Source organism: Okibacterium sp. AC114, from assembly GCF_979253355.1.
The window spans coordinates 201,793-220,025 of sequence record NZ_CEEDBR010000001.1 but is presented as its reverse complement, the minus strand read 5'-3'; the positions used below and the strand labels follow the sequence as shown (position 1 = coordinate 220,025).

Annotated in this window: 19 protein-coding genes and 1 pseudogene; 9 read left to right on the top strand and 11 right to left on the bottom strand. The window is 66.2% G+C overall.

The window, feature by feature from the left end:
• The first annotated feature begins 29 nt into the window (after positions 1-29).
• Positions 30-764: an alpha/beta fold hydrolase gene (locus tag ACZ6IE_RS01105; protein WP_464606385.1), complete on the top strand. Its 735-nt coding sequence runs from the start codon at positions 30-32 to the stop codon at positions 762-764.
• A 212-nt stretch (positions 765-976) separates the two neighbouring features.
• On the top strand, positions 977-2,419 hold the full coding sequence (locus tag ACZ6IE_RS01100) for a tetratricopeptide repeat protein (RefSeq protein ID WP_464606384.1): 1,443 nt from the start codon (positions 977-979) through the stop codon (positions 2,417-2,419).
• Here ACZ6IE_RS01100 and ACZ6IE_RS01095 read toward each other — a convergent pair.
• The gene (locus ACZ6IE_RS01095) at positions 2,388-3,050 is read right to left on the bottom strand and encodes a metallophosphoesterase (RefSeq protein WP_464606383.1); all 663 of its coding nucleotides are present in this window, start codon (positions 3,048-3,050) and stop codon (positions 2,388-2,390) included. The genes ACZ6IE_RS01100 and ACZ6IE_RS01095 overlap by 32 nt on opposite strands.
• Positions 3,047-3,898 (bottom strand): nucleotidyltransferase domain-containing protein, encoded by an 852-nt coding sequence (locus ACZ6IE_RS01090; RefSeq protein ID WP_464606382.1) that lies wholly within the window; start codon positions 3,896-3,898, stop codon positions 3,047-3,049. The genes ACZ6IE_RS01095 and ACZ6IE_RS01090 overlap by 4 nt, the downstream gene beginning before the upstream one ends.
• An 835-nt stretch (positions 3,899-4,733) precedes the next feature.
• Between ACZ6IE_RS01090 and ACZ6IE_RS01085 the strand changes: the two genes are divergently transcribed.
• The 6 genes and pseudogenes from ACZ6IE_RS01085 (at position 4,734) to ACZ6IE_RS01060 (ending at position 8,740) form a co-directional block, all read left to right on the top strand.
• Positions 4,734-5,036, top strand: a complete 303-nt coding sequence (locus ACZ6IE_RS01085; RefSeq protein ID WP_464606381.1) for a hypothetical protein — start codon at positions 4,734-4,736, stop codon at positions 5,034-5,036.
• Positions 5,037-5,206: 170 nt separating this feature from the next.
• Positions 5,207-6,262, top strand: a complete 1,056-nt coding sequence (locus tag ACZ6IE_RS01080) for a PASTA domain-containing protein (protein WP_464606380.1) — start codon at positions 5,207-5,209, stop codon at positions 6,260-6,262.
• Positions 6,263-6,536: 274 nt separating this feature from the next.
• Positions 6,537-6,647: pseudogene (locus ACZ6IE_RS01075) on the top strand (DUF2510 domain-containing protein); the annotation flags it as partial.
• Between the two features lie 123 nt (positions 6,648-6,770).
• Positions 6,771-7,679 carry a hypothetical protein gene (locus ACZ6IE_RS01070; RefSeq protein ID WP_464608653.1) on the top strand — a complete coding sequence of 303 codons (909 nt, stop codon included), beginning with the start codon at positions 6,771-6,773 and terminating at the stop codon, positions 7,677-7,679.
• A 9-nt stretch (positions 7,680-7,688) separates the two neighbouring features.
• Positions 7,689-8,063 carry a PH domain-containing protein gene (locus ACZ6IE_RS01065; protein WP_464606379.1) on the top strand — a complete coding sequence of 125 codons (375 nt, stop codon included), beginning with the start codon at positions 7,689-7,691 and terminating at the stop codon, positions 8,061-8,063.
• A gap of 80 nt (positions 8,064-8,143) precedes the next feature.
• The gene (locus ACZ6IE_RS01060; RefSeq protein WP_464606378.1) at positions 8,144-8,740 is read left to right on the top strand and encodes an SRPBCC domain-containing protein; all 597 of its coding nucleotides are present in this window, start codon (positions 8,144-8,146) and stop codon (positions 8,738-8,740) included.
• A gap of 102 nt (positions 8,741-8,842) precedes the next feature.
• Here the strand turns inward: ACZ6IE_RS01060 and ACZ6IE_RS01055 are convergent, their stop codons facing one another.
• Both ACZ6IE_RS01055 and ACZ6IE_RS01050 read right to left on the bottom strand, forming a co-directional pair.
• Positions 8,843-9,274, bottom strand: coding sequence for a MepB family protein (locus ACZ6IE_RS01055; RefSeq protein WP_464606377.1), 432 nt, complete (start codon positions 9,272-9,274; stop codon positions 8,843-8,845).
• Between the two features lie 42 nt (positions 9,275-9,316).
• Positions 9,317-10,438, bottom strand: a complete 1,122-nt coding sequence (locus ACZ6IE_RS01050; protein ID WP_464606376.1) for a zinc-binding alcohol dehydrogenase family protein — start codon at positions 10,436-10,438, stop codon at positions 9,317-9,319.
• Between the two features lie 154 nt (positions 10,439-10,592).
• Here ACZ6IE_RS01050 and ACZ6IE_RS01045 point away from each other — a divergent pair, with 154 nt between their 5' ends.
• Positions 10,593-11,180, top strand: coding sequence for a TetR/AcrR family transcriptional regulator (locus ACZ6IE_RS01045; RefSeq protein ID WP_464606375.1), 588 nt, complete (start codon positions 10,593-10,595; stop codon positions 11,178-11,180).
• Here the strand turns inward: ACZ6IE_RS01045 and ACZ6IE_RS01040 are convergent.
• The 7 genes from ACZ6IE_RS01040 to ACZ6IE_RS01010 form a co-directional block, all read right to left on the bottom strand.
• Positions 11,177-11,944 carry an SGNH/GDSL hydrolase family protein gene (locus ACZ6IE_RS01040; protein ID WP_464606374.1) on the bottom strand — a complete coding sequence of 256 codons (768 nt, stop codon included), beginning with the start codon at positions 11,942-11,944 and terminating at the stop codon, positions 11,177-11,179. The genes ACZ6IE_RS01045 and ACZ6IE_RS01040 overlap by 4 nt on opposite strands.
• 12 nt (positions 11,945-11,956) lie before the next feature.
• Positions 11,957-12,922, bottom strand: a complete 966-nt coding sequence (locus tag ACZ6IE_RS01035; RefSeq protein WP_464606373.1) for a universal stress protein — start codon at positions 12,920-12,922, stop codon at positions 11,957-11,959.
• A gap of 89 nt (positions 12,923-13,011) precedes the next feature.
• On the bottom strand, positions 13,012-13,959 hold the full coding sequence (locus tag ACZ6IE_RS01030; RefSeq protein ID WP_464606372.1) for a M23 family metallopeptidase: 948 nt from the start codon (positions 13,957-13,959) through the stop codon (positions 13,012-13,014).
• Positions 13,960-14,084: 125 nt separating this feature from the next.
• Positions 14,085-15,119: a carbohydrate kinase family protein gene (locus ACZ6IE_RS01025; RefSeq protein WP_464606371.1), complete on the bottom strand. Its 1,035-nt coding sequence runs from the start codon at positions 15,117-15,119 to the stop codon at positions 14,085-14,087.
• A complete protein-coding gene (locus ACZ6IE_RS01020; protein WP_464606370.1) occupies positions 15,116-16,195 on the bottom strand; it encodes a glycosyl hydrolase family 32 in 1,080 nt (359 codons plus the stop codon). The genes ACZ6IE_RS01025 and ACZ6IE_RS01020 overlap by 4 nt, the downstream gene beginning before the upstream one ends.
• A gap of 8 nt (positions 16,196-16,203) precedes the next feature.
• Positions 16,204-17,226: a carbohydrate ABC transporter permease gene (locus ACZ6IE_RS01015; protein WP_464606368.1), complete on the bottom strand. Its 1,023-nt coding sequence runs from the start codon at positions 17,224-17,226 to the stop codon at positions 16,204-16,206.
• Between the two features lie 2 nt (positions 17,227-17,228).
• Complete coding sequence (locus tag ACZ6IE_RS01010; RefSeq protein WP_464606366.1) at positions 17,229-18,203, bottom strand: carbohydrate ABC transporter permease; 975 nt, start codon at positions 18,201-18,203, stop codon at positions 17,229-17,231.
• Positions 18,204-18,233: the final 30 nt, after the last annotated feature.

The window sequence follows — 18,233 nt, the reverse complement described above, 5'->3', positions numbered from 1 at the left end:
CTGCCCCGAGCACGCCCGAGGATGGTGTCATGACAACACCGAACAGCAACCCGACCATCATCCTCATTGCCGGCCACTGGCTGGGCGCGTGGGCGTGGGATGACGTGCTCGAACACCTGCGCACCGACACGTCTCGCGCGGTCGCCCTCACCTTGCCCGGCCTCGACCCCGACGACCCCGAACGCGCCACCCGAACCCTCGACGACCAGGCCGCCGCGATCGAACACGCCCTCGCCCACCTCGAGGTCTCGACCGACCAGCCGGCGACGCTCGTCGCTCACAGTGGGGCGAACGCTCCCGTCAGCCTCGTGCTCGACCGCCACCCCGAACTCATCGGCCGGATGATCTGGGTCGACTCGGGCCCGATGGCCAACGGCACCGCCTTCGCGCCCGAGTTCCCCGCGGAGCTGACAGAGCTTCCGCTCCCACCGTTCGATGTCCTGGCCCAGCAGGCGAGCCTGGAAGGCCTGACCCCCGAAATGCTCGACCGTTTCCGCGCGCGGGCGGTGCCCGAACCGGCGCCGGTCTTGCGCCAGACCGTCGAGCTGACAAACGACGCTCGCCACGCCGTCCCGACCACGCTGGTGTGCTGCTCGATCTCGAGCGCGCAGGTACTCGAGATGGCGCGCGGGGGTCACCCTATGTTCGCCGAGGTCGCGCATCTCACAACCGTCGACGTCCTCGACCTGCCGACCGGCCACTGGCCGATGTGGAGCCGAGCCGGCGAATTAGCTCGAGAATTCCAGCCTGCATGGACCCCATAAGCAAGATTCAGCAGGGAATCACCAATGCCCTTTTGCCTCTTTATAACCGCCTCTGAAGAAGCTTCCGGCACGGTGACGGCCCGCCGAGCAGCGTTGTGATGCATTCGACTCTTCGCCCGCCAGAGCGGTAGTCCCCACTTTGGTGCACCTGGCTGAAAGATCAGAAGTACCTATCGCGGACGCATGACCGTGCTGCTGGATAGGATCAGCTCGTGACCGCATCCCTGCCACTCCGAATTTTCCTGGCCTCCCCTGGTGATTTAGTTGACGAGCGCATGATCGTCCTCACAACTATCGATGAGCACAACGCAAGGCGCCGAGAGTCCAGCAACGTTGTCTTTGAAGCCGTTGGCTGGGAACAAGTTCGAGGCACCGCGCGACGACCGCAAGAAGCGATCAACGAGCTCATCAGTGAAAGCCACTTCATGATCGTAATGTTCAAGGAGCGATGGGGTAGCAAGCCAGGAAGTCCTTGGGGGTACACCTCGGGTACTGAGGAAGAATTGTTTACCGGCCTTTTGGAGCTTGGTCAAAACGACCAGCCGATGAGAGATGTTTGGGTTAGTTTCATGGCGCACGCGACGCCCGAGGAACGTGTTGCGAGCTTGCGGGAGCAAATGATTCACGAGAACTCAATGCTCTTCGAATCGACGGCAAACCAGGCCGAGTTGAAGGAAAAACTCTCCGAACGTCTTGAGAGCTGGGAAGCGATGGCCTCAAGCAAACGGCCCCGGCACGTCGATCTGATGTCGTCAACTGGTAAAGAAACCCTGAAGGCCGCTAGGCTCCGGATCGCTGGAGAAAAGCTCGTCGACCTCGGTCAGCCCGAGGCGGGGCGAGCGAGCCTGAAGGAGGCCGCCGCGCTAGGAGGCCCCGCCGAGAACCTCGCCTATGCTCGCCTTCTAGCGCGCCAAGGCGAGCTAGAAGCTGCGTACAACTCGGCCCAGCTGGCAATCGATCAGTGCATCCAAGGCAAGTCGCACCTCTACTCAACGCTAACCGCGGAGGCGATCGCGATGCAGGCCGGAGTCTTACGCCGACAAGGCAAAACCGATGCGGCGATTGGGCGCCTCAAGCAAGCGATTACCCTTCTCACCGAATCTGACCCGTTCGCGAACCGAGTTCGAGCCCGCATACACGACGACCTCGGGATAGCACTCCAGAGCTCAGGTGATCTCAAGGCTGCAGAAGATGCGTTCGCCGCTTCGCTTGAGATCAGAACAAACGCCCCGCACGGAGACGACCTGGCGCAGTCCTTCGTCAACCTGGCGCGTCTTGCCGTTGCGGCGAGGGAACTGGATTCGGCGCTTAAATGGTCCGAAAAGGCTAACGATGCCCTGACTCGTTCCGCCCCCACCGCTCTACATGCGAATGCTGCCACACTCTCGGCACAAGTTAACCTACGGCTGGGAAAGCCAGAGGCCGGATTACCTCGGGCCGAACGGGCGCTCGCCCTCAACGAACAATTCGCCAACACCAGGGGCGAAGCCATCGCACTCCTACTGCTTGCGCAATGCTGCCGATCAATAGGGCAGAACACACGGGCGCTACAATTTGCCGAGCGTTGTCTGCTGTTGAATCGCGACATGAAGAATGACGGCGGGGCAGAACGCGCTCAGTGGATCATCGACGAGATCGAGGGAAAACGGGATTAGATCCTAAGGCTGTTTGTCGTGGAAGTAGCGTTCCATTCGAGTCGACCTGAAGGTATTGTCGGCTCGGCCACATCAAGGCGGTAAGGCGGCCGTCGGGGTCGCTGCAACCTGTATCGATTTCAGCGCTACGACTGCTGATCTTGGGCGATGGCCCCGTCGGGCGGTGCGCAGAGATAACGAACCGTGAAAATTTATTCAGTCCGCTTATCTTGATTGGTTCATGTTGCGCAATTACTCGCATCGTGTGAAATCGTATAGGCATCGAACGGATGGCCTCGACGTGCTCGCGAGGTAGGGCGCGAGTAAATTGGGCCAATACATCGGGACCAGTGTCGCCGCCAAGGTAGGACCGAATAGTCGCGGCTCCGCCCATTTTGAGGAAAGTGGTTAGATTACCCTCGTCAACCGCGCGCAGTAGCGCCGTTTCATGGTTGCCGCGCAAGAGAGTCACCGATCCGTGAGAAGCCATATCTATCAATCGAGAAAGAACGGCTTTCGATTCGGGCCCCTTATTGATGTAGTCGCCGAGGAAGACTAAACGACTCACGCCGCGCGTATCCAGAACCTTGAGAATTCCCTCGAGCGCTTCTAACGAACCGTGTATGTCGCCAATGAACGCTACCTGCCTCATAGAAGAATCTTCTCTACCTCGGCATAAACCGACCCAGCTCCGGTCGATCCAAGTACTAAGAATGCACCGGACAACAAGTCCCCTCGATTCCCCCATTCGTTTACAACGGTCGCTTCTAGCGACCCGTGAGCGCTGAGAGGGAAACTACCTATGATTTCCCTGAGTCTCGTCAAGCACTCGTCAAGTTCTGACAGCGAGGCACTCGCCCTTCTCCTCGAGGCAAGCAATTCGATCAGGTACGAGTCGCCGACTCGGTTCGCAATCTCGCGGACCGAAAAACAGGGGTCGCCGTCCTCAATGGCGCGGGCGTACAAGGAGCTTCGCAACAAGTATCGGGCCTGGCGCAGCATGCCTTCGAGATACTTCGGAAGGTCCATGGCAGGAGTCGTAAACAATGATGACATCGTCCTGACTCGCTGGGTTAGCCGTGTTGTTTCGACGTCTCCCATAACTCCCACCGCTGTTCCGAGCCGTCCGGAGGGGTCCCAAAGAATTTTGGCGTCTCGTCGGAGGTGAGCGCCAAACAAAGTACCCACACCTGTGTCGAGCTGCGCCTTCGTGTAGAAACTAACACTCACGTCCGCGGTACTCATGCTCGGCCGCCCTCTGGACACTAGTGCCAGCACGTCGAGGTCAGAATCAGCTACGGCATCACCACGGGCGCGGCTCCCATAAATTAGCAGTGCCTCCACATCGTTTGGAAGCGACGGGAACTGTTGCACGATCTCGGCCGGCACTCCCACTGTCCTCAACGACTCGCGTAACTCGTACCGGTTCATGTTCACTCCAGGGCATAAAAGGGTGGAGAACTCAACCAGCGAAGCCGAATCGGCGCTGACCACGCTCACATCGCGTGAGTCGTATCAACCTACTGGAAGGAACGTTCAGCTACCAAGGAGACGTTGCGCAGCCTAGAGTTACCGGCTATGCCCTCGATGGAAGAACATATGGGTTGGAACAGCTTACGGATTCTGCCCCCAGGCGTCCTGCTCAACCTTCGCCGGACCAAACATCGGAGTTTTCAATCGATAGCGCCGGAAGGTTTCATCTTCAAATCGCTCTTGAATGGTCGTCATCGCAGCGCATCCAGGCCACGGTCGCGGCAATCGTCTCGCACTGCAAGAAGGCCAATTTTCATGACTCGATCATGAGTGATGAGGCCGCAGGAGACTGCACGGTTCATCGTTGTCAGGTTGTCGGGGCGAGGTCGTCTTCGCTCATGGCATCCGCTGAGTTGGTGAGCCGGCCGCCGAGGGGTGGGGGTTTAGTAGCGGCTGCTGCGCGCGAGGGCGAGGAGGGCTGCCGCGCCGAGGCCACCGCCGACGAGGGTGATGAGGCCGATGAAGGGGAGTAGGAATTCCGCCATGTTGTGCTCCTTCGAAAAGTTCGTCGAGTCCAGGGTATCCGCAATACGAGGGATGCTCGGCGGGTGGGGAGGGGGTTGCGGCTGATGTCGAGCGGCGGTTGCGGGACCGCGTCCGGGAGATTGTGACGAAACCTCGGCGGCGACCGTCATAGGGGTGGGCGTATTGGGTGCCCGACGACAGGATGATCAGACGGGAGCTCACAATCGTGCCACTTTTTTCGCGCGTTTCGACTTCGGGGGCTCGTCGCCCGCGGCCCGCAGCGGTGTGGGCCGCTCTTGTGACGGGGGCCGTTCTCTGCGTCTCGAGCGTCGTATTCGTGCTGCTGCCGGTGCTCGGACTGATCGGCGCGGCGGATGGCAGCACCGTGGGTGCGCTCGATGTTCCCGTCGGATCGATCGCGGTGGCGCTGGTGATCGGGCTAGGGCTCGCGCTCGTGCTGCTGGCGCTGATCGTTGCGACCCGCAATGGTGCGGTGGCGTGGGTTCTGGCGGTGGCCGCGGTGATTTCCACAGTGGTGGTGTCGTTGTGGCCGTTGGTGGCGACGGCGTTTGCGGCCGTGGGGCAGGCGGGAGATGTCATCCCCTTTATTCAGGGGTTGATCGAGCAGGTTGGCCGGTAAACGCAGGCGGCGCTGAGGGGGTAGCCCCTGTTCGGCGGTGAACGGCGCGCGGGCGGGCCGCGGGATTGCGAGGATTCGTCAAGGATCACCCCGAATGAGGGATAGCGCGACAAAGTAGGACGCTCATACTCTTTGGGCGCGCTATGAGGCGCCTAAGTGGGGATGAATTCATGGATGAATCAGGCAAGACGCCCGCGGGATGGCTCCGCGACAACAACGGTCAGCTGCGGTGGTGGGACGGCATGCGCTGGACCGAGAAGACGCAAGGGTTTGATGCGCGCAGCGGGTCGTCGGCTCCGACCGTCGTCATTCCGACACCCGCTCAGAACCGGGCTGCCGGCGCGACGGGGGCAAGGGGGGCCAACGGCACGAAGCAGCGCAAGATCGGCGCCTCGACGTGGATCGTCGGCGCGGTCGTCTTGGCGTTCGCCTTGATCGGGCTCGTGTCGGGCGGCCTTGGAGGATTCCTCATCATGCTCGGCATCGCCGGGCTGCTCACGGGCGTTTACGTCGCCATCACCGGGCGCGCCTCGTGGGCCATGCTGCTGCGTTCGCGCGGGGCGGGCGGCATCACCGCCGGTGTCGCCGTGGCCGCGCTTATCGCGGGTGGTGCCCTGCTGCCGGCCGGAGCGCAAACGTCTGTGGCCGAGACATCCCCCAGCACTAGCGCTTCGGCCACCCCGACGCGCACGCCGACGCCGACCCCCACCCCCACGCCGACCCCAGAGGCACTCCCGATCGCGGATGTCGTGGGTAAGAGTGCCACCGATGCCGCCACCACGCTCGAAACGGCCGGTTATGTGATCGCCTATGCCGGCGCGGATGGTGTCGATGCGGCGACCCGCGCTTCGTGGAACGTCGTCTCGCAGACGCCCTCGGCCGGTAGCGCGCTCGAGAAGGGGCAGACCGTGACGATCACGGTTGCCGCTCCGGCGCCGGCTCCTGCTCCCGCCCCGGCACCCGCGCCCGCCCCGAAGCCAGCTCCCGCGCCCAAGCCTGCGCCCGCTCCCGCTCCGGCACCCGCCCCGGCGCCCGCGCCTGCTCCGGCTCCCGCACCTGCCCCCGCTCCCGCACCGGCCCCTGCGCCGGGCGGCGTCATCCCGGGCGCCTTCTGCCCGGACGCCGCGGTCGGCAGCTCGGGCGTCGCCGACAACGGACGCACCTACGTCTGCGGCGGCAAGGGTCCCGATGCCAATGGCCACTACCACTGGAACACCACGGGCTAATAGCCGAACACGACGCGGCCCTCACGGGCTTGCCGCCGATCGGATGCGGCCTTCGCGGGCCTGTTGTGAACACTTGCGAACGCCGTAGCTCAGCGCCGCCGAAGGCGTGACTAGGGCCCGACAATTGCCGTGGCCGCGAAACCTCTTTGGGTTGCGCACTCCGAACGCAGACAACCGTCGCGGCACCGCACGCGACCTCGCTCTGCCGTCCACCTGCCACATCACTGTTATTCAACGACGCGCTTCCACGCGGAGTACGACACGAAAGAGCTCCATGACGAATGTTCCAACGCCGCCCGCTGGCTGGTACCCCGACCCCGGTCACTCGAATCTCGAACGTTACTGGGATGGTCGGGCTTGGACGGCCCAAAGTCGTCCCCGGACGATAGCCGCGCCGCCCGCACCGACGGGGCCGACGCCTCCGCCGGCTCGCGTTCCCGCCGGGCCAATGCCCGGCCACAACCCCGCCGCCCCCAGCCAGCAGCCCACTCAAGCAATGCCGCTGCCGATGCCACTTCCGCAGTCCAACCCTGGCACTCAGCCTGCAAAGCCTTCCGCGGCCGCTCTCGCCGCTGTGATCTGCGGCATCCTGGCCGTCGTCTTCGCGTTCATTCCGATCGCCTCCGGCATCATCGCGATCCCGCTCGCATTGGCGGCCCTCGTCTGCGGAGTTGTTGCTTACGCATCGCGAAAACCGCCACGATCGCGAGCGATCTTCGGAATGGTGACCGGCGGGTCCGCCCTCCTTCTCGCGATCACAATGACGGTTGTCTACGGCATCGCATTCGGAGGAGCCGCTCCCACCAACGAAGCAAAGCCAGTCTTCTCGGCGGCCCCGTCAGAAGCGTCTTCGCCGGTCGAGACGCCCGTGCCTGTTCCGACAACGCCCGTCGAGCCGCCGTCCGAAGCACCTCCCGCCCCCGCTCCCCCGGCTGCGCCGACGAATGGCTATGGCACCTACCCGGCCGAGCAAGCAGCGTTCGTCGCTACGATCGACGACGCCGTCGCTCAGCTCGACGCTGCGCAGACCGACCTGCAGCGCAACCAAATCATCCAAGCTCGGGATGCCGCCCTCTGCGCCGCGACGACGAACAAGGCCGTCAACTGGGTCGGCAAGATCATCGACGTCGGCGCGAACGGCGATGGGTATGCCTACGTGCGCATCGAGATATCCCCGAACGTCGTGATCCAGACGTGGAACAACGCTTTCAGCGACGGCTCGGACGCGACACTGATTCGCCCCGAAGAAGCGCCGTTCCCGAACCTCGTCGCCATGAACAACGACACCCTCGTGACCTTCTCGGGCACCTTCCTGGGTTCGGATGAATCGTGCCTCAAGCGTGCGAACATCACCGAGGCGTTCTACGGCGTCGACCCCAACTTCATCATGAAATTCACCGACATCCGAAGCCAATAGGAGACCCACATGATCGACTTCGCAACCAATTCAGTTTTCAAGCTGTCGCAGATCGACCCGCGCGAGATCTACCCTCAGATCGCCGGGCTCCTGATCGAGGGTGAACAGGTTCTGGTCGCGGCGAAGACCATCCGAGACTTCGTCGCATTCACCGACAAGCGGATCATTGCCGTCAATAGCCAGGGAATCACGGGCAAGAAGCGTGACTTCACCTCGCTCCCCTACAGCAAGGTCCAGGCTTTTTCGGTTGAGACAGCCGGAACGTTCGACCTCGACGCCGAACTCGAACTGTGGTTCAGCGGGTTGGGCAAAGTGCACTTCGAATTCAAAGGCAAGTTCGACATCACCTATCTCGGACGTCTCATCGGCAGCAAGATTCTCTGACGCCCGCAGGGGCGACTCGCTCATCCCTCTTCCTTTCCGCCCACGCGAGGAGGACGCTGGGGTGAGCGAAAGGGGTGGCCATGGCCGCAGAGCCGACGGGGCGTCGAGAGGCGAGAGACTTTGGCGAGGCGGTCGTGTTCGACCGGCGGTTCGAGGCGGGAATCGACGAAGTATGGGCGTCGATCACCGAGTCGGCCCAGCTGCAGCAGTGGGTCGGTGAGTGGACGGGTGATCCTGGCGGCGGCTCCGTGCAATTTCGGATGACCGCCGAGGGTGACGATGTCCCCGCCGAGACCGTTTACCTCGACGAATGCTCGGCACCGTCACGGTTGCGGGCGCGGATCTTCATGGGCGACGGACCCGACGGCGACGAGAACGGGCCCGGCGAGAGCGGGCCCGACGAAAGCAGCCCCGGCGACGAATGGCACTGGGAGATCACGCTGGCCCAGGCCGGGGCCGTTACAACCCTGACGTTTGCTCAGTCGGTGGGTGGGAGCATCCCCGTTTCGGATGTGGCGCCCGGGTGGGAGTACTACCTCGATCGGTTGGCTGCTTACCTCGCAGGTGAGGATGTCTCGGCCATCGACTTCGAGCTCGATTACCATCCAGCGCAGTGCGAGTTCTATGCCTCGCTCTTCGCCGAGACTGGGGGCCGGAACGTTGCCTCCGACGGTTGAACGCCGCAACGCCGCATGGCCCCAACCAGCTAGAGCGTGGCAACCGCGGGGACCGCATTGGGCCGCAACAGCCGCCGGTCAGCGGCCGACGCGCGCAAGAACTCAATACTGCTGGAAGGCGGATGCCTGGGCTCGTTGCGTGCGTGCAGCCTGCTGGTTCAGGGACGCGCACCAGCTCGGGTAGACGCGGAAACCGCGTTTACCCACCCGGCGGCCTGAGGTGATTCCGAGTTCGGCGAGATGCGAGGCGGTGAAGCGGAAGACGCCTCGGCGGTCCTGTTGCTCGACGAAGACGAGGAGGCCCGCCGCCGGGTCGTCGTCGCCGAAGGGCGCCGTGTCGCCGTCGGCGTCGCGCCGCCAGAAGGCTACGAATGCGCCCGGCTTCGTGGGAGTGTTGCGCGCGGTTCGGATGTGCCAGGCCTCGTCGCCGATGCGCGCGATACCTGACTCATACTCGCTGTTCTGCGTTTCGGGGGCGACGGAGGCTACGACCGCGAACTCGGCCGCGTAGGCGTTGAAAGCGCTGAACTGCATCCGGCCAACGTATCCCAGACGGGGCGACAAGCCACCGCCTGATTAGAGGGTGACGACCGCCTTGCGGGCCGAGACGCCGCGGCGGTTGGCGTCGAAGGCGGCCTGCACCTGGTCGAGGCCGTGACCGATGACGAGGGGTTCGGGGGCGACCGTGAAGGTTTTCGCGGCCAGGGCTTGGGGCAGGAAGTCGGCGTAGATGGCCGTACTGACGGGGGTGTTCTTGAGCGAGCTGCCGATGACGAACTTCGAGCGGATGCCGCGAACGCCCGCCTTGGCGAAGTAGGCCGCTTGCGACATCCCGATGCGCATGAATGTGAGGGGAAGTCGTTTGCGGCGGCCGGGCTCGACGACGTTGTTGAAGGAGACCGGCGTGCTGAGCAGGGCGATGCGTTTGCGGCCGTCGACCCGGCGGACGATGTCGGAGCAGCGTTCGGAGGAGCCGGCGCCGATCGCTGCCGCGCCCATGAAGGTTGTGCCGCGCAGGGCTGCCACGATGTCGCCGACCACCGAGGCGCTCGAGTAGTCGAAAACCTGCGAGGCGCCGAGCGAGCGCACGTAGTCGAAGTTGCGCGGGGATGCCGTGGCGACGACGTCATAGCCGGCTGCGACCGCGAGCTGCACGGCGTTGCTGCCGACGCTCGTCGACGCACCCCAGACGAGGACCGTCCCTTTGCTCGCGGACCCGGTCGGAGCGACAGTCGGGTAGTCGAGGGCCAACTGGTCGGCCTCAAAAAGAGCGCACGCGGCGGTCGAGAGGCCGAGCGGGAGGACGGCGGCGTTCTCGAAGGGCAGGTCGTCGGGGATGGGCGAGGCCAGGCGCTCGAAGACCACGCTGTAGCGCTGGAAGGCTCCGCGCGCCGACGAGTTGCTGTCCTTATCGGTGCCGACCGTCATGCCGAGCACCCGGTCACCGACGGCGAAGCGCGTGACAGCCGAGCCGACCTCGACGACGACGCCCGCGACATCGGTGCCGATGACCGCCGGATACTTCACCCACGGGTAGATGATCGTGCCGACCTCTTGCAGAATCCAGTCGAGGGGGTTGATGGCCACGGCCCGGTTCTCGACCACGATCTCGTCGGCCTCGGGGCGCGTGTAAGGGGCGGGCCCGACGCTGAGGCGAGCATGTTTCGGCGGAAGCCAGGCGGCCTGGTTGGTGGGCATGCGATGTCCTCTGTGGAACGACGTCGGGGCAGCGGCGGGCCGGTGATCGAGCGCCCGGTGCGTGCTGCGTAAAAGGGTCGGATGCCGTGATGACATCCCGTGTCATGACTGTAACACTTCATGACACCCGATGTCATCACCTACACTTGCATGCATGAGTCGATGGCAGCCGGATGCGCGCGGGCGCTTGGAGCGCGCGGCCCTCGAGCTGTTCGCGCGGCAGGGGTTCGCCGAGACGACGGTTCCCGAGATCACGGCCGAGGCAGGGCTCACCACGCGCACCTTCTTCCGCCACTTCGCCGATAAACGCGAGGTTCTCTTCGCGGCCGAGGCCGGATTGCCCCCGTTCATCGCACAGCTCATGGCTGAGGCTCCCGCCGAGCTCGGCCCCTACGACACGCTCGCACACAGCCTCGAGACGGTGGCCGCCACCCGCTTCGACGGGCTGCTCGACTTCTTGATCGCGCGGCGGGCCGTCATCCGATCGGATGCGGGGCTGCGCGAGCGCGAACTGCGCAAACAAGAGGTGTTGGCCGAGGCGATCGAGCAAGGTTTCCTCGCCCGCGGAGTCGATGAGGTGACCTCGAGTCTCGTGGGTCGCATGGCCGCCGTCGTCTTCAACGTCTCGCTCGACCGCTGGCTCGACCTCGGCGGCTCGCGCACGCTGCTCGACCTCATGCAAGAGCACCTAGCCCTCACCCAGGCGACCTTCGCGGCCGCTCCCCCGGCCCGCTCCTCTTAACCGTTCGCCACCGCGCCCGGCAGCTCAACCGGCTGCAACGTGGCGAACTTCGGCTCCCGGTTGTCCCCCGACGACCGCCCGGTCAGCCGGCGCCCGATCCAGGGCAGCACATACTCCCGCCAATATGCCGCCGTAGCCGGGCGCGAGACCTCCTCATGGTCAGGTCCGAATTCGGGGGCCGGCGCGTCGAGCGCCGCCAGAATATTCGAGGCCACCCGTCGGTGCCCACGCGGGGCCAGGTGCAGCCGATCTCGCGACCAGTAGCGCAGGTCGGCGAGTTCGGCATCCGCCCAGTTGTCGACGAACGTCATGCCCTCGCGCGGCAATTGCGCCCGCACCGCCTCGGCCAGCAGGTCGCCCCGCGCCTCGATGCGTGCGCCCATCGGCAGGTGTCTCGTCGGGTTGGCACCGCTGATCACGAGCACATGGATGCCTTCAGCCACCGCCCGATCGGCCGCCGCCACGAGCTGCGACGCCACGTCGTCGATCGACACCTTCGGCCGCATGATGTCGTTGCCGCCGCCGTTGATGCTGATCAGCTGAGGCCGCAACTCGATCGCGGCATCCATCTGGGGCCCGACGATCGGCGCCAGCAGGCGGCCGCGGATCGCGAGGTTGGCATAGGTGACGGTTTCGGGGGCCGCCGAGAGGGCGAGGCCTTGCGCCACCAGGTCGGCCCAGCCGCGCACGCGTCCGTCGGGCAGTTCGTCGCCGACGCCCTCGGTAAAGCTGTCGCCCACGGCCACGAAACTGCGAAAGTCCATGACCCCAGTCCATCACTTCTCGTGGTGCGGCACCACCAGGGTGGGGCACGTGGCGCGGTGCACGCTCTGGGCGCTGACCGATCCGACGACGAGGCCCGCGAGCCGACCTCGCCCGTGCCGCCCGACCACCAACATGAGCGCTTCTCGCGAGAGGCGCGTCAAAACCTCGGCCGGGTGACCGAGCATCGCTCGATACTCGATCGGCACCGACGGGTGGGATGCGGCGTGCGGCGCGACCTGCGTTCCGAGCACCTCGCACACCGCCCGCGAGATCTCGTGGTGCGGAGAGACCCCACCCTCGCCCCACACCGAACCGCGCGGCGCCGTCTCGATGTTCCACGCGCGCACCACCGTCAGGGGCACCGCCAGGTCGTCGGCGAGCGAGAGCGCTTCGAGCAGCGCGCGGTCGGCCTCGGGCGAGCCGTCATGCCCGACCACGATCGATCCGGCGGGCGCGGGGCGTGAGGATGCCTCAGCTTCGGCGCCCGCGGGAACGTCGTGCAAGACATCCGCGGCCGTCTTGGCCGCGTGTTCGGGCGAGGGAACGATGAGCACGGGCCCGCGCGACCGCTGCAACAGGTGGATCGTCACCGACCCGAGCGTGAGCCCCCGGAACCCGCCGTGGCCCCGCGCCCCCACGACGAGAAGGCGCGCCCCGTCCGAATTCTCGACCAGCACCTCGGCCGGCGAACCCCGGTGCACCTCGAGCTCGACGGGCACGGCGGGATGCTGGTCACGCACGCGGGCCGTGTCGGACTCGAGGTCGCGACGCACCGTGGCCGAGACATCCTCATCACTCTGTGAGCGTCCGAGGATCTGCGTGACCGCGGGCAGGTGCGTGTCGAGGCTCCACGTGCGGACGATGTCGAGCGACGATTTCAGCCGCTCGGCCAACGAGATCGACACCTCGAGAGCATGACCGGCCCCCGCCGATCCGTCGTGTCCGACAACGATTCGTGCGTGCGCGTTCGTATCCACCGGAACTCCTTTGTCGAGGTGTACGAGCCGTCGGGCCCTACGGCCCATGCTGGCACTACGCGACGCGGGCGTCTAGGCCGGGTGGCGGGCTAGAGCGCGCCGCGCGCCTCGAGGTAGGTCTGCGGGTTGGTGAACTTGCCGTCGAGCTGCACCTTGAGGTCGAGGTGGCAGCCGCTGACGACGCCGGTCGCGCCGACGAGCGCCACAATCGTGCCGCCCTCGATGAGGTCGCCGACGGCAACCTTGAACGAGCCGGTCTGCACGTGACCGTAAATGGTTTCGACTCCGCCGCCGTGGTCGACGATGACGCGCTGGCCGTAAGAACCGCCGCTGCCCGTGAAGGTGACACGGCCGGCCGAGACGGCCTTGATGGGGGTGCCGCAGTCGGCGCTGAAGTCCATGCCGTCGTGGAAGCTGTTCGAGCAGCCGGCACCGTTGCAGATGAGACCGCGGGGGCCGTAGGGCGACGAGATCGGGCCGGCCACGGGGCGCTGCCACACCGTCGACACAGTGTCGAGGTATCCGCTGAGGTCGGCGTCGGTCGACGCCGAGGACGAACGGTTGGGGTCGAACGCGCGGGCGGCGGTGCCGGCGGCGGCCTGGGCGGCGAGACGCGCGGCCTCATCGGAGGCCTTCTTGGCGGCGGCGGCCGCGGCGGCACGAGACGCCGTGAGCTCGGCCGTCGTAGTCGCCGAGTAGGTGTCGCGGTTGACGAGAATCGGCAGGGCCTTCTCATTCACGTTGAGGCTCTGGGCCTCGAGCTGCGAGAAGTTGCTGGCAGGCGGCAGGTTCGACTCGGTGAAGGCGAAGGCCGGCAGGGCCAGCGTTCCGATCAGACCGGGAACGGCCAGCAGCAGGATCGCCGAGCGGCGAAAGCTCTGCCAGAAACGGCGGCTCTGCGGCGTGCGCCACGGCTCCCGGTTGATGGCCCGCGTAGCGTCGGCTTTCTGCACGGCGGTGCGCGAAGAACGCGACGACGTCGAACGGGTGGAGCGTGAACGCACGGTGACCTTCCGGGGCAAAAGTTCCGAAGTCACCCATTCTAGGGTGGCGCGCGCCCGCTTGGGCGAATCTTCCCCGAAGCGCACGAGATTGCCGATGAGAGCGGGGGCACCGCACGATGGATGCGGCCGGCTCCGGCTCCGGCTCCGGCGCAACTGCATCAGGCGACGGGCGACGTGCCGCCCAGTTCGTGCAGCCACGGCGGGTTGGCACCGCGGCGCGAGACGGTGATGGCGGCGGCGCGGGCGCTGAGGCGCAGCATCCGGTCGACCGTCGCGAGAGAGATGTCGTGCAGGCGGGGGCGGGCCGAGGCGGTTGCGAGGTCGGCACGCACGAGGCCCTCGACGAGGCCCGCCATGAAGGTGTCGCCGGCGCCGATCGTGTCGACGACGGCCGTGCGTTCCGACGCCACCGCGAGGTCGCCGCGCGATGTGACGGCCGTGGCCCCCGAGGCGCCGCGCGTGACGACGACGAGCGCGGGGCCCGAGCGCTGCCAGCCGCGGGCGGCGTCGAGGGGGTTCGCTCCGGGCCGCAGCCACTCGAGGTCTTCGTCGCTGAGCTTGACGACGTCGGCGGCCCGGATGAGGTCGTCGACGCGGGCACGCACGGCGTCGGCATCCGCGTCGGCGATCAAGGCCGGGCGGATGTTCGGGTCGAACGTGATGAGCGACTGCGGCGAGCGCTCGGCGACGAGAGCTGAGACATCCTCGGCACCGGGGAGCAGGAACGCGCCCACCGACCCCACGTGCAGAATGTCGCTGCGGCCGACCGACCGCCGGTCGAGCTGCCAGCGCAGGTCGAACTCATAGCTGGCGGCTCCCGACGCGTCGAGGCGAGCCGTGGCGACCGAGGTCACGACAGACTCGCCGGGCCCTTCCACCGACGACACGACGGCGACCCCCGACTGGGCGAGCCAGGCGCGCACGGTGTCGCCCGCCGCATCCGCGCCCAGCATCGTGACGAGCTCGGGATGCCGCGCCCACCGCCCGAGCGTCAGCGCCACGTTGGCCGGGCTGCCTCCGGGGGCGTCCTCGGTCTCGCCGTTCGCGCGAAGCACCCGATCGATCAGGGCCTCACCCACGACGACGATGCGCGGCTGCCCGGGCGACGCCGGCAAGTCCGGGCCCCGGTCCGCGACATGCTGCACCGACGATGCCGACGCCGATACCCCGTCCGGCGACGCCACTTCGCTCATCGCGCGGCGCTCACCGACAGGTCGGCGTCGTCGTCGACATCATCCCGGTCTCGGGCATCCGACTCGCGGACATCCGACTCGCGGGCATCCGACGCCTCGCGCTCGACCTTGACCTCGGCCCCGGCCGCAACCCGCGGCACCAACCCGCGCACGGGATCCGCCGTCACCAGCACGGGGTCGCTCAGCGCCCCCACGAACTCGCCGTCGACCATGTTCACGAACCCGAGCAGCGCCCACCCGCCATCTGCGGCGCGCACGAGGCGCGAGGCATACAGGTCGGTGCGTTCGAACAGCTGCGCCCGCGAGAAGTCGACCTCGGCGAGCCGCTCGTCGACGACGACGCTGTAGACGCCGCCCGCCTCACCGGCGGCCTGCCGCTCGGGCGACAGCTCGTCCCAGCCGCAGCAGAACAGCAGCACGGGCACGCCGTCGACGATCTCGAACTGGAACACCTCCAGCTGCCCGAACCCCTGCCCCGGCTCACTCAGCGGCGGCTGCACGGCCCAGTCGACGAGGTTCTCGCTCGTGGCGTGGCCGAGCACACCCCGCACCCGCGCATCGCCGTGGTTGGCGCGCGCCGTGACGAGCATGTGCCACGTGGCCTCGCCCGGGAAACGGAACACCCACGGGTCGCGCCACGCCTGGTCGTGCCAGAGCGAGCGGTCGAGCAGTTCGTACCAGCGCGGGTCGGCCTCGACGAGCGGTGCGCTCGACACCTTCGACCACGTCATCAGGTCGGGCGAGGTCGCGGCGCCGACGCGCTGCACCATGGTGTCCTCGGCGCGAGACGTGCCCGTGTAGAACATCCACCACAGGCCGTCGTCGTCGCGCACTAACGAACCGGTCCAGGTGGTTCCGTCGTCGAACGCGCCGGGTTCCGACACGATGAGCGCATCCTCGACCACGGTCCAGGTGGTCAGATCGTGGCTCACGGCATGGCCGACGATCGGATGCCGGTGCCGACGATCGGGATCACCCAGCGCTTTGCTCGCGTGCAGATAGAACGCGTGCGTCACGCCGCCCTCCTGCACGTACCAGGAGTCCCAGATCCACTTGTCGGGAAGCTGCAGAGTCATCGGGGGGCCTAACCTTTCACACCGCTGGACGCGATGCTGTTGACGAACGAACGTTGGAACGCGATGAACAGGGCCACGACGGGCAGCGTGATGAGCGACGCATACGCCATCACCTCGCCCCACGACACGTTCAGCTGGAAGAAGTACTGCACGCCGACCATCACGGGCCGCAGCTCCTCGGTCTGCACCACCATGAGTGGCCACAGATAGGAGTTCCACGCGGGCAGGAAGGTGAGGATGGCGACGGTCGCGACGGCGGGACCCGACAACGGTATGACGACCTGGCGGTAGATGCGGAACCATCCGGCCCCGTCCATGCGCGCGGCCTCGTCGAGCTCCTTCGGGATCGACTCGAAGTACTGGTGGAAGAGGTAGATCGAGAACGCGTTGGCGATGAAGGGGATGATCTGCACCTGATAGGTGTCGATCCATCCCTTGCTGAAGCCCAGGCTGAACCCGTCGAGCGTGAGCGAGGGCAGCTGGTTGACCCACCACACGAGCGGCAGGGCGAGCGTCTCGAACGGCACGATGAGCGTGGCGATGATGAGCGTGAGGATGATCGATTTGCCCCGCATGCTCATGCGCGACAGGGCGAACGCGGCCAGGCTGTTGACGAGGATGCCGAGCAACACCGTGATGGCCGAGATGCCGATCGAGTTGATCAAAAACCGTGCCGCCGGAACGCGATCGAACACGGCCGCGTAGTTGTCGAACGAGATGTTGCCAATCGGCAGGAACGCCGCGACCGAGGACAGGTCGCCGAAGATCTGCTGATCGGGTTTGAGCGACGACACGAACATGAAGAGCAGCGGGAAGGCGAAGACCACCGCGAGGGCGAGCCGCAGCAGCCACCCGCCGAGGCCCGCGCGTCGGCGACCCGACCAGCGCGACGAGAGGCCGTCGGCCCGTCCCCCGCCGGTCGTGCCGCCTCGACGGGAGCGGCTGCCGCGCCGGCCGGAACCCGCCACCGTGACGACGGCGGGTTGCTCGGGCGATGACGCCGCGGCATCCGGAAGTTGTGTGAGAGCCATGATCAGTTCTTCTCTCTGGTGAGGAACCGTTGAACGAACGAGATGAGCAGCACGAGCACGAAGAACACGAGCGAGATCGCCGACGCATAGCCGGTCTCCTGCTGCACGAAGCCGGACTGCACGGCCTCGTAGACGACCGTCGTGGTGGAATCGAGCGGCCCGCCCTGCGTCATGACGCTGATCTGCGTGAACAGGCTGAGCGCCTGGATGGTGATGGTCACGAGGATGAGGCTGCGCGTGGCCGAGAGCCCCGGCCACGTGATGTAGCGGAAGCGCTGCCAGCCAGCGGCACCATCGAGGTCGGCGGCCTCATAGAGGTCGGCGGGAATGGTCTGCAGGCCCGAGAGCCAGATGACCATGTGGAACCCCACGCCCTGCCACACCGACATGAGGATGATGGCGGGCATCGACGTCGACGGGTCGTTCAACCAGTCGGGCCCCTGCACCAGGCCGAACGTGACGCGGTCGATGAGCACGTTGATGAGGCCGTCCTGGCGGTACATGAACAGCCACAGCAGCGACACGACCACCATCGAGGTGACGACGGGCAGGAAGTAGACGGTGCGGAAGAACGTGGTGCCGCGAACCTGCTTGTTGATCAGCAGCGCGAGCACGAGCGCCACACCCGCCTGCACGGGCACGACGATCACGGCGAAGTAGGCCACGTTGAGCAACGCGCGGAAGAACGTGGGGTCGGTGAAGAGGCGTGCGAAGTTGTCGAGCCCCACGAAAGTGGCGGGGTAGGGCGAGATGAGCCGCGCGTTGGTGAAGGCCAGCACGAAGGCCAGCACGGCGGGGATCAGGATGAAGAGGCCGAGCAGAATCACGGCGGGGGCGAGCATGGCCCAGCCGGTGCGCTGCTCTTTCTTGCCCGACCGCGAGAGAGGCTGCCGCGGGGGGCGGGAGGGGCGGGTGGCCTTGGCGGCCCGGGTGGCCGTGCGGGCGTCCGCGCGGGCCGATCGTTCGAGGGTGGTCATGGGTGTTCCTCCCGTCGGGGGTGGGATGCG

Bases quoted from the DNA above. Each gene is read 5' to 3' on its own strand.
- ACZ6IE_RS01070 (WP_464608653.1), top strand. From the start codon at position 6,771: ATGCCACTTCCGCAGTCCAACCCTGGCACTCAGCCTGCAAAGCCTTCC.
- ACZ6IE_RS01055 (WP_464606377.1), bottom strand. From the start codon at position 9,274: ATGCAGTTCAGCGCTTTCAACGCCTACGCGGCCGAGTTCGCGGTCGTA.
- ACZ6IE_RS01045 (WP_464606375.1), top strand. From the start codon at position 10,593: ATGAGTCGATGGCAGCCGGATGCGCGCGGGCGCTTGGAGCGCGCGGCC.
- ACZ6IE_RS01040 (WP_464606374.1), bottom strand. From the start codon at position 11,944: ATGGACTTTCGCAGTTTCGTGGCCGTGGGCGACAGCTTTACCGAGGGC.
- ACZ6IE_RS01020 (WP_464606370.1), bottom strand. From the start codon at position 16,195: ATGACTCTGCAGCTTCCCGACAAGTGGATCTGGGACTCCTGGTACGTG.
- ACZ6IE_RS01060 (WP_464606378.1), top strand. From the start codon at position 8,144: ATGGCCGCAGAGCCGACGGGGCGTCGAGAGGCGAGAGACTTTGGCGAG.
- ACZ6IE_RS01095 (WP_464606383.1), bottom strand. From the start codon at position 3,050: ATGAGGCAGGTAGCGTTCATTGGCGACATACACGGTTCGTTAGAAGCG.
- ACZ6IE_RS01010 (WP_464606366.1), bottom strand. From the start codon at position 18,203: ATGACCACCCTCGAACGATCGGCCCGCGCGGACGCCCGCACGGCCACC.
- ACZ6IE_RS01080 (WP_464606380.1), top strand. From the start codon at position 5,207: ATGGATGAATCAGGCAAGACGCCCGCGGGATGGCTCCGCGACAACAAC.
- ACZ6IE_RS01050 (WP_464606376.1), bottom strand. From the start codon at position 10,438: ATGCCCACCAACCAGGCCGCCTGGCTTCCGCCGAAACATGCTCGCCTC.
- ACZ6IE_RS01025 (WP_464606371.1), bottom strand. From the start codon at position 15,119: ATGAGCGAAGTGGCGTCGCCGGACGGGGTATCGGCGTCGGCATCGTCG.
- ACZ6IE_RS01065 (WP_464606379.1), top strand. From the start codon at position 7,689: ATGATCGACTTCGCAACCAATTCAGTTTTCAAGCTGTCGCAGATCGAC.
- ACZ6IE_RS01015 (WP_464606368.1), bottom strand. From the start codon at position 17,226: ATGGCTCTCACACAACTTCCGGATGCCGCGGCGTCATCGCCCGAGCAA.
- ACZ6IE_RS01105 (WP_464606385.1), top strand. From the start codon at position 30: ATGACAACACCGAACAGCAACCCGACCATCATCCTCATTGCCGGCCAC.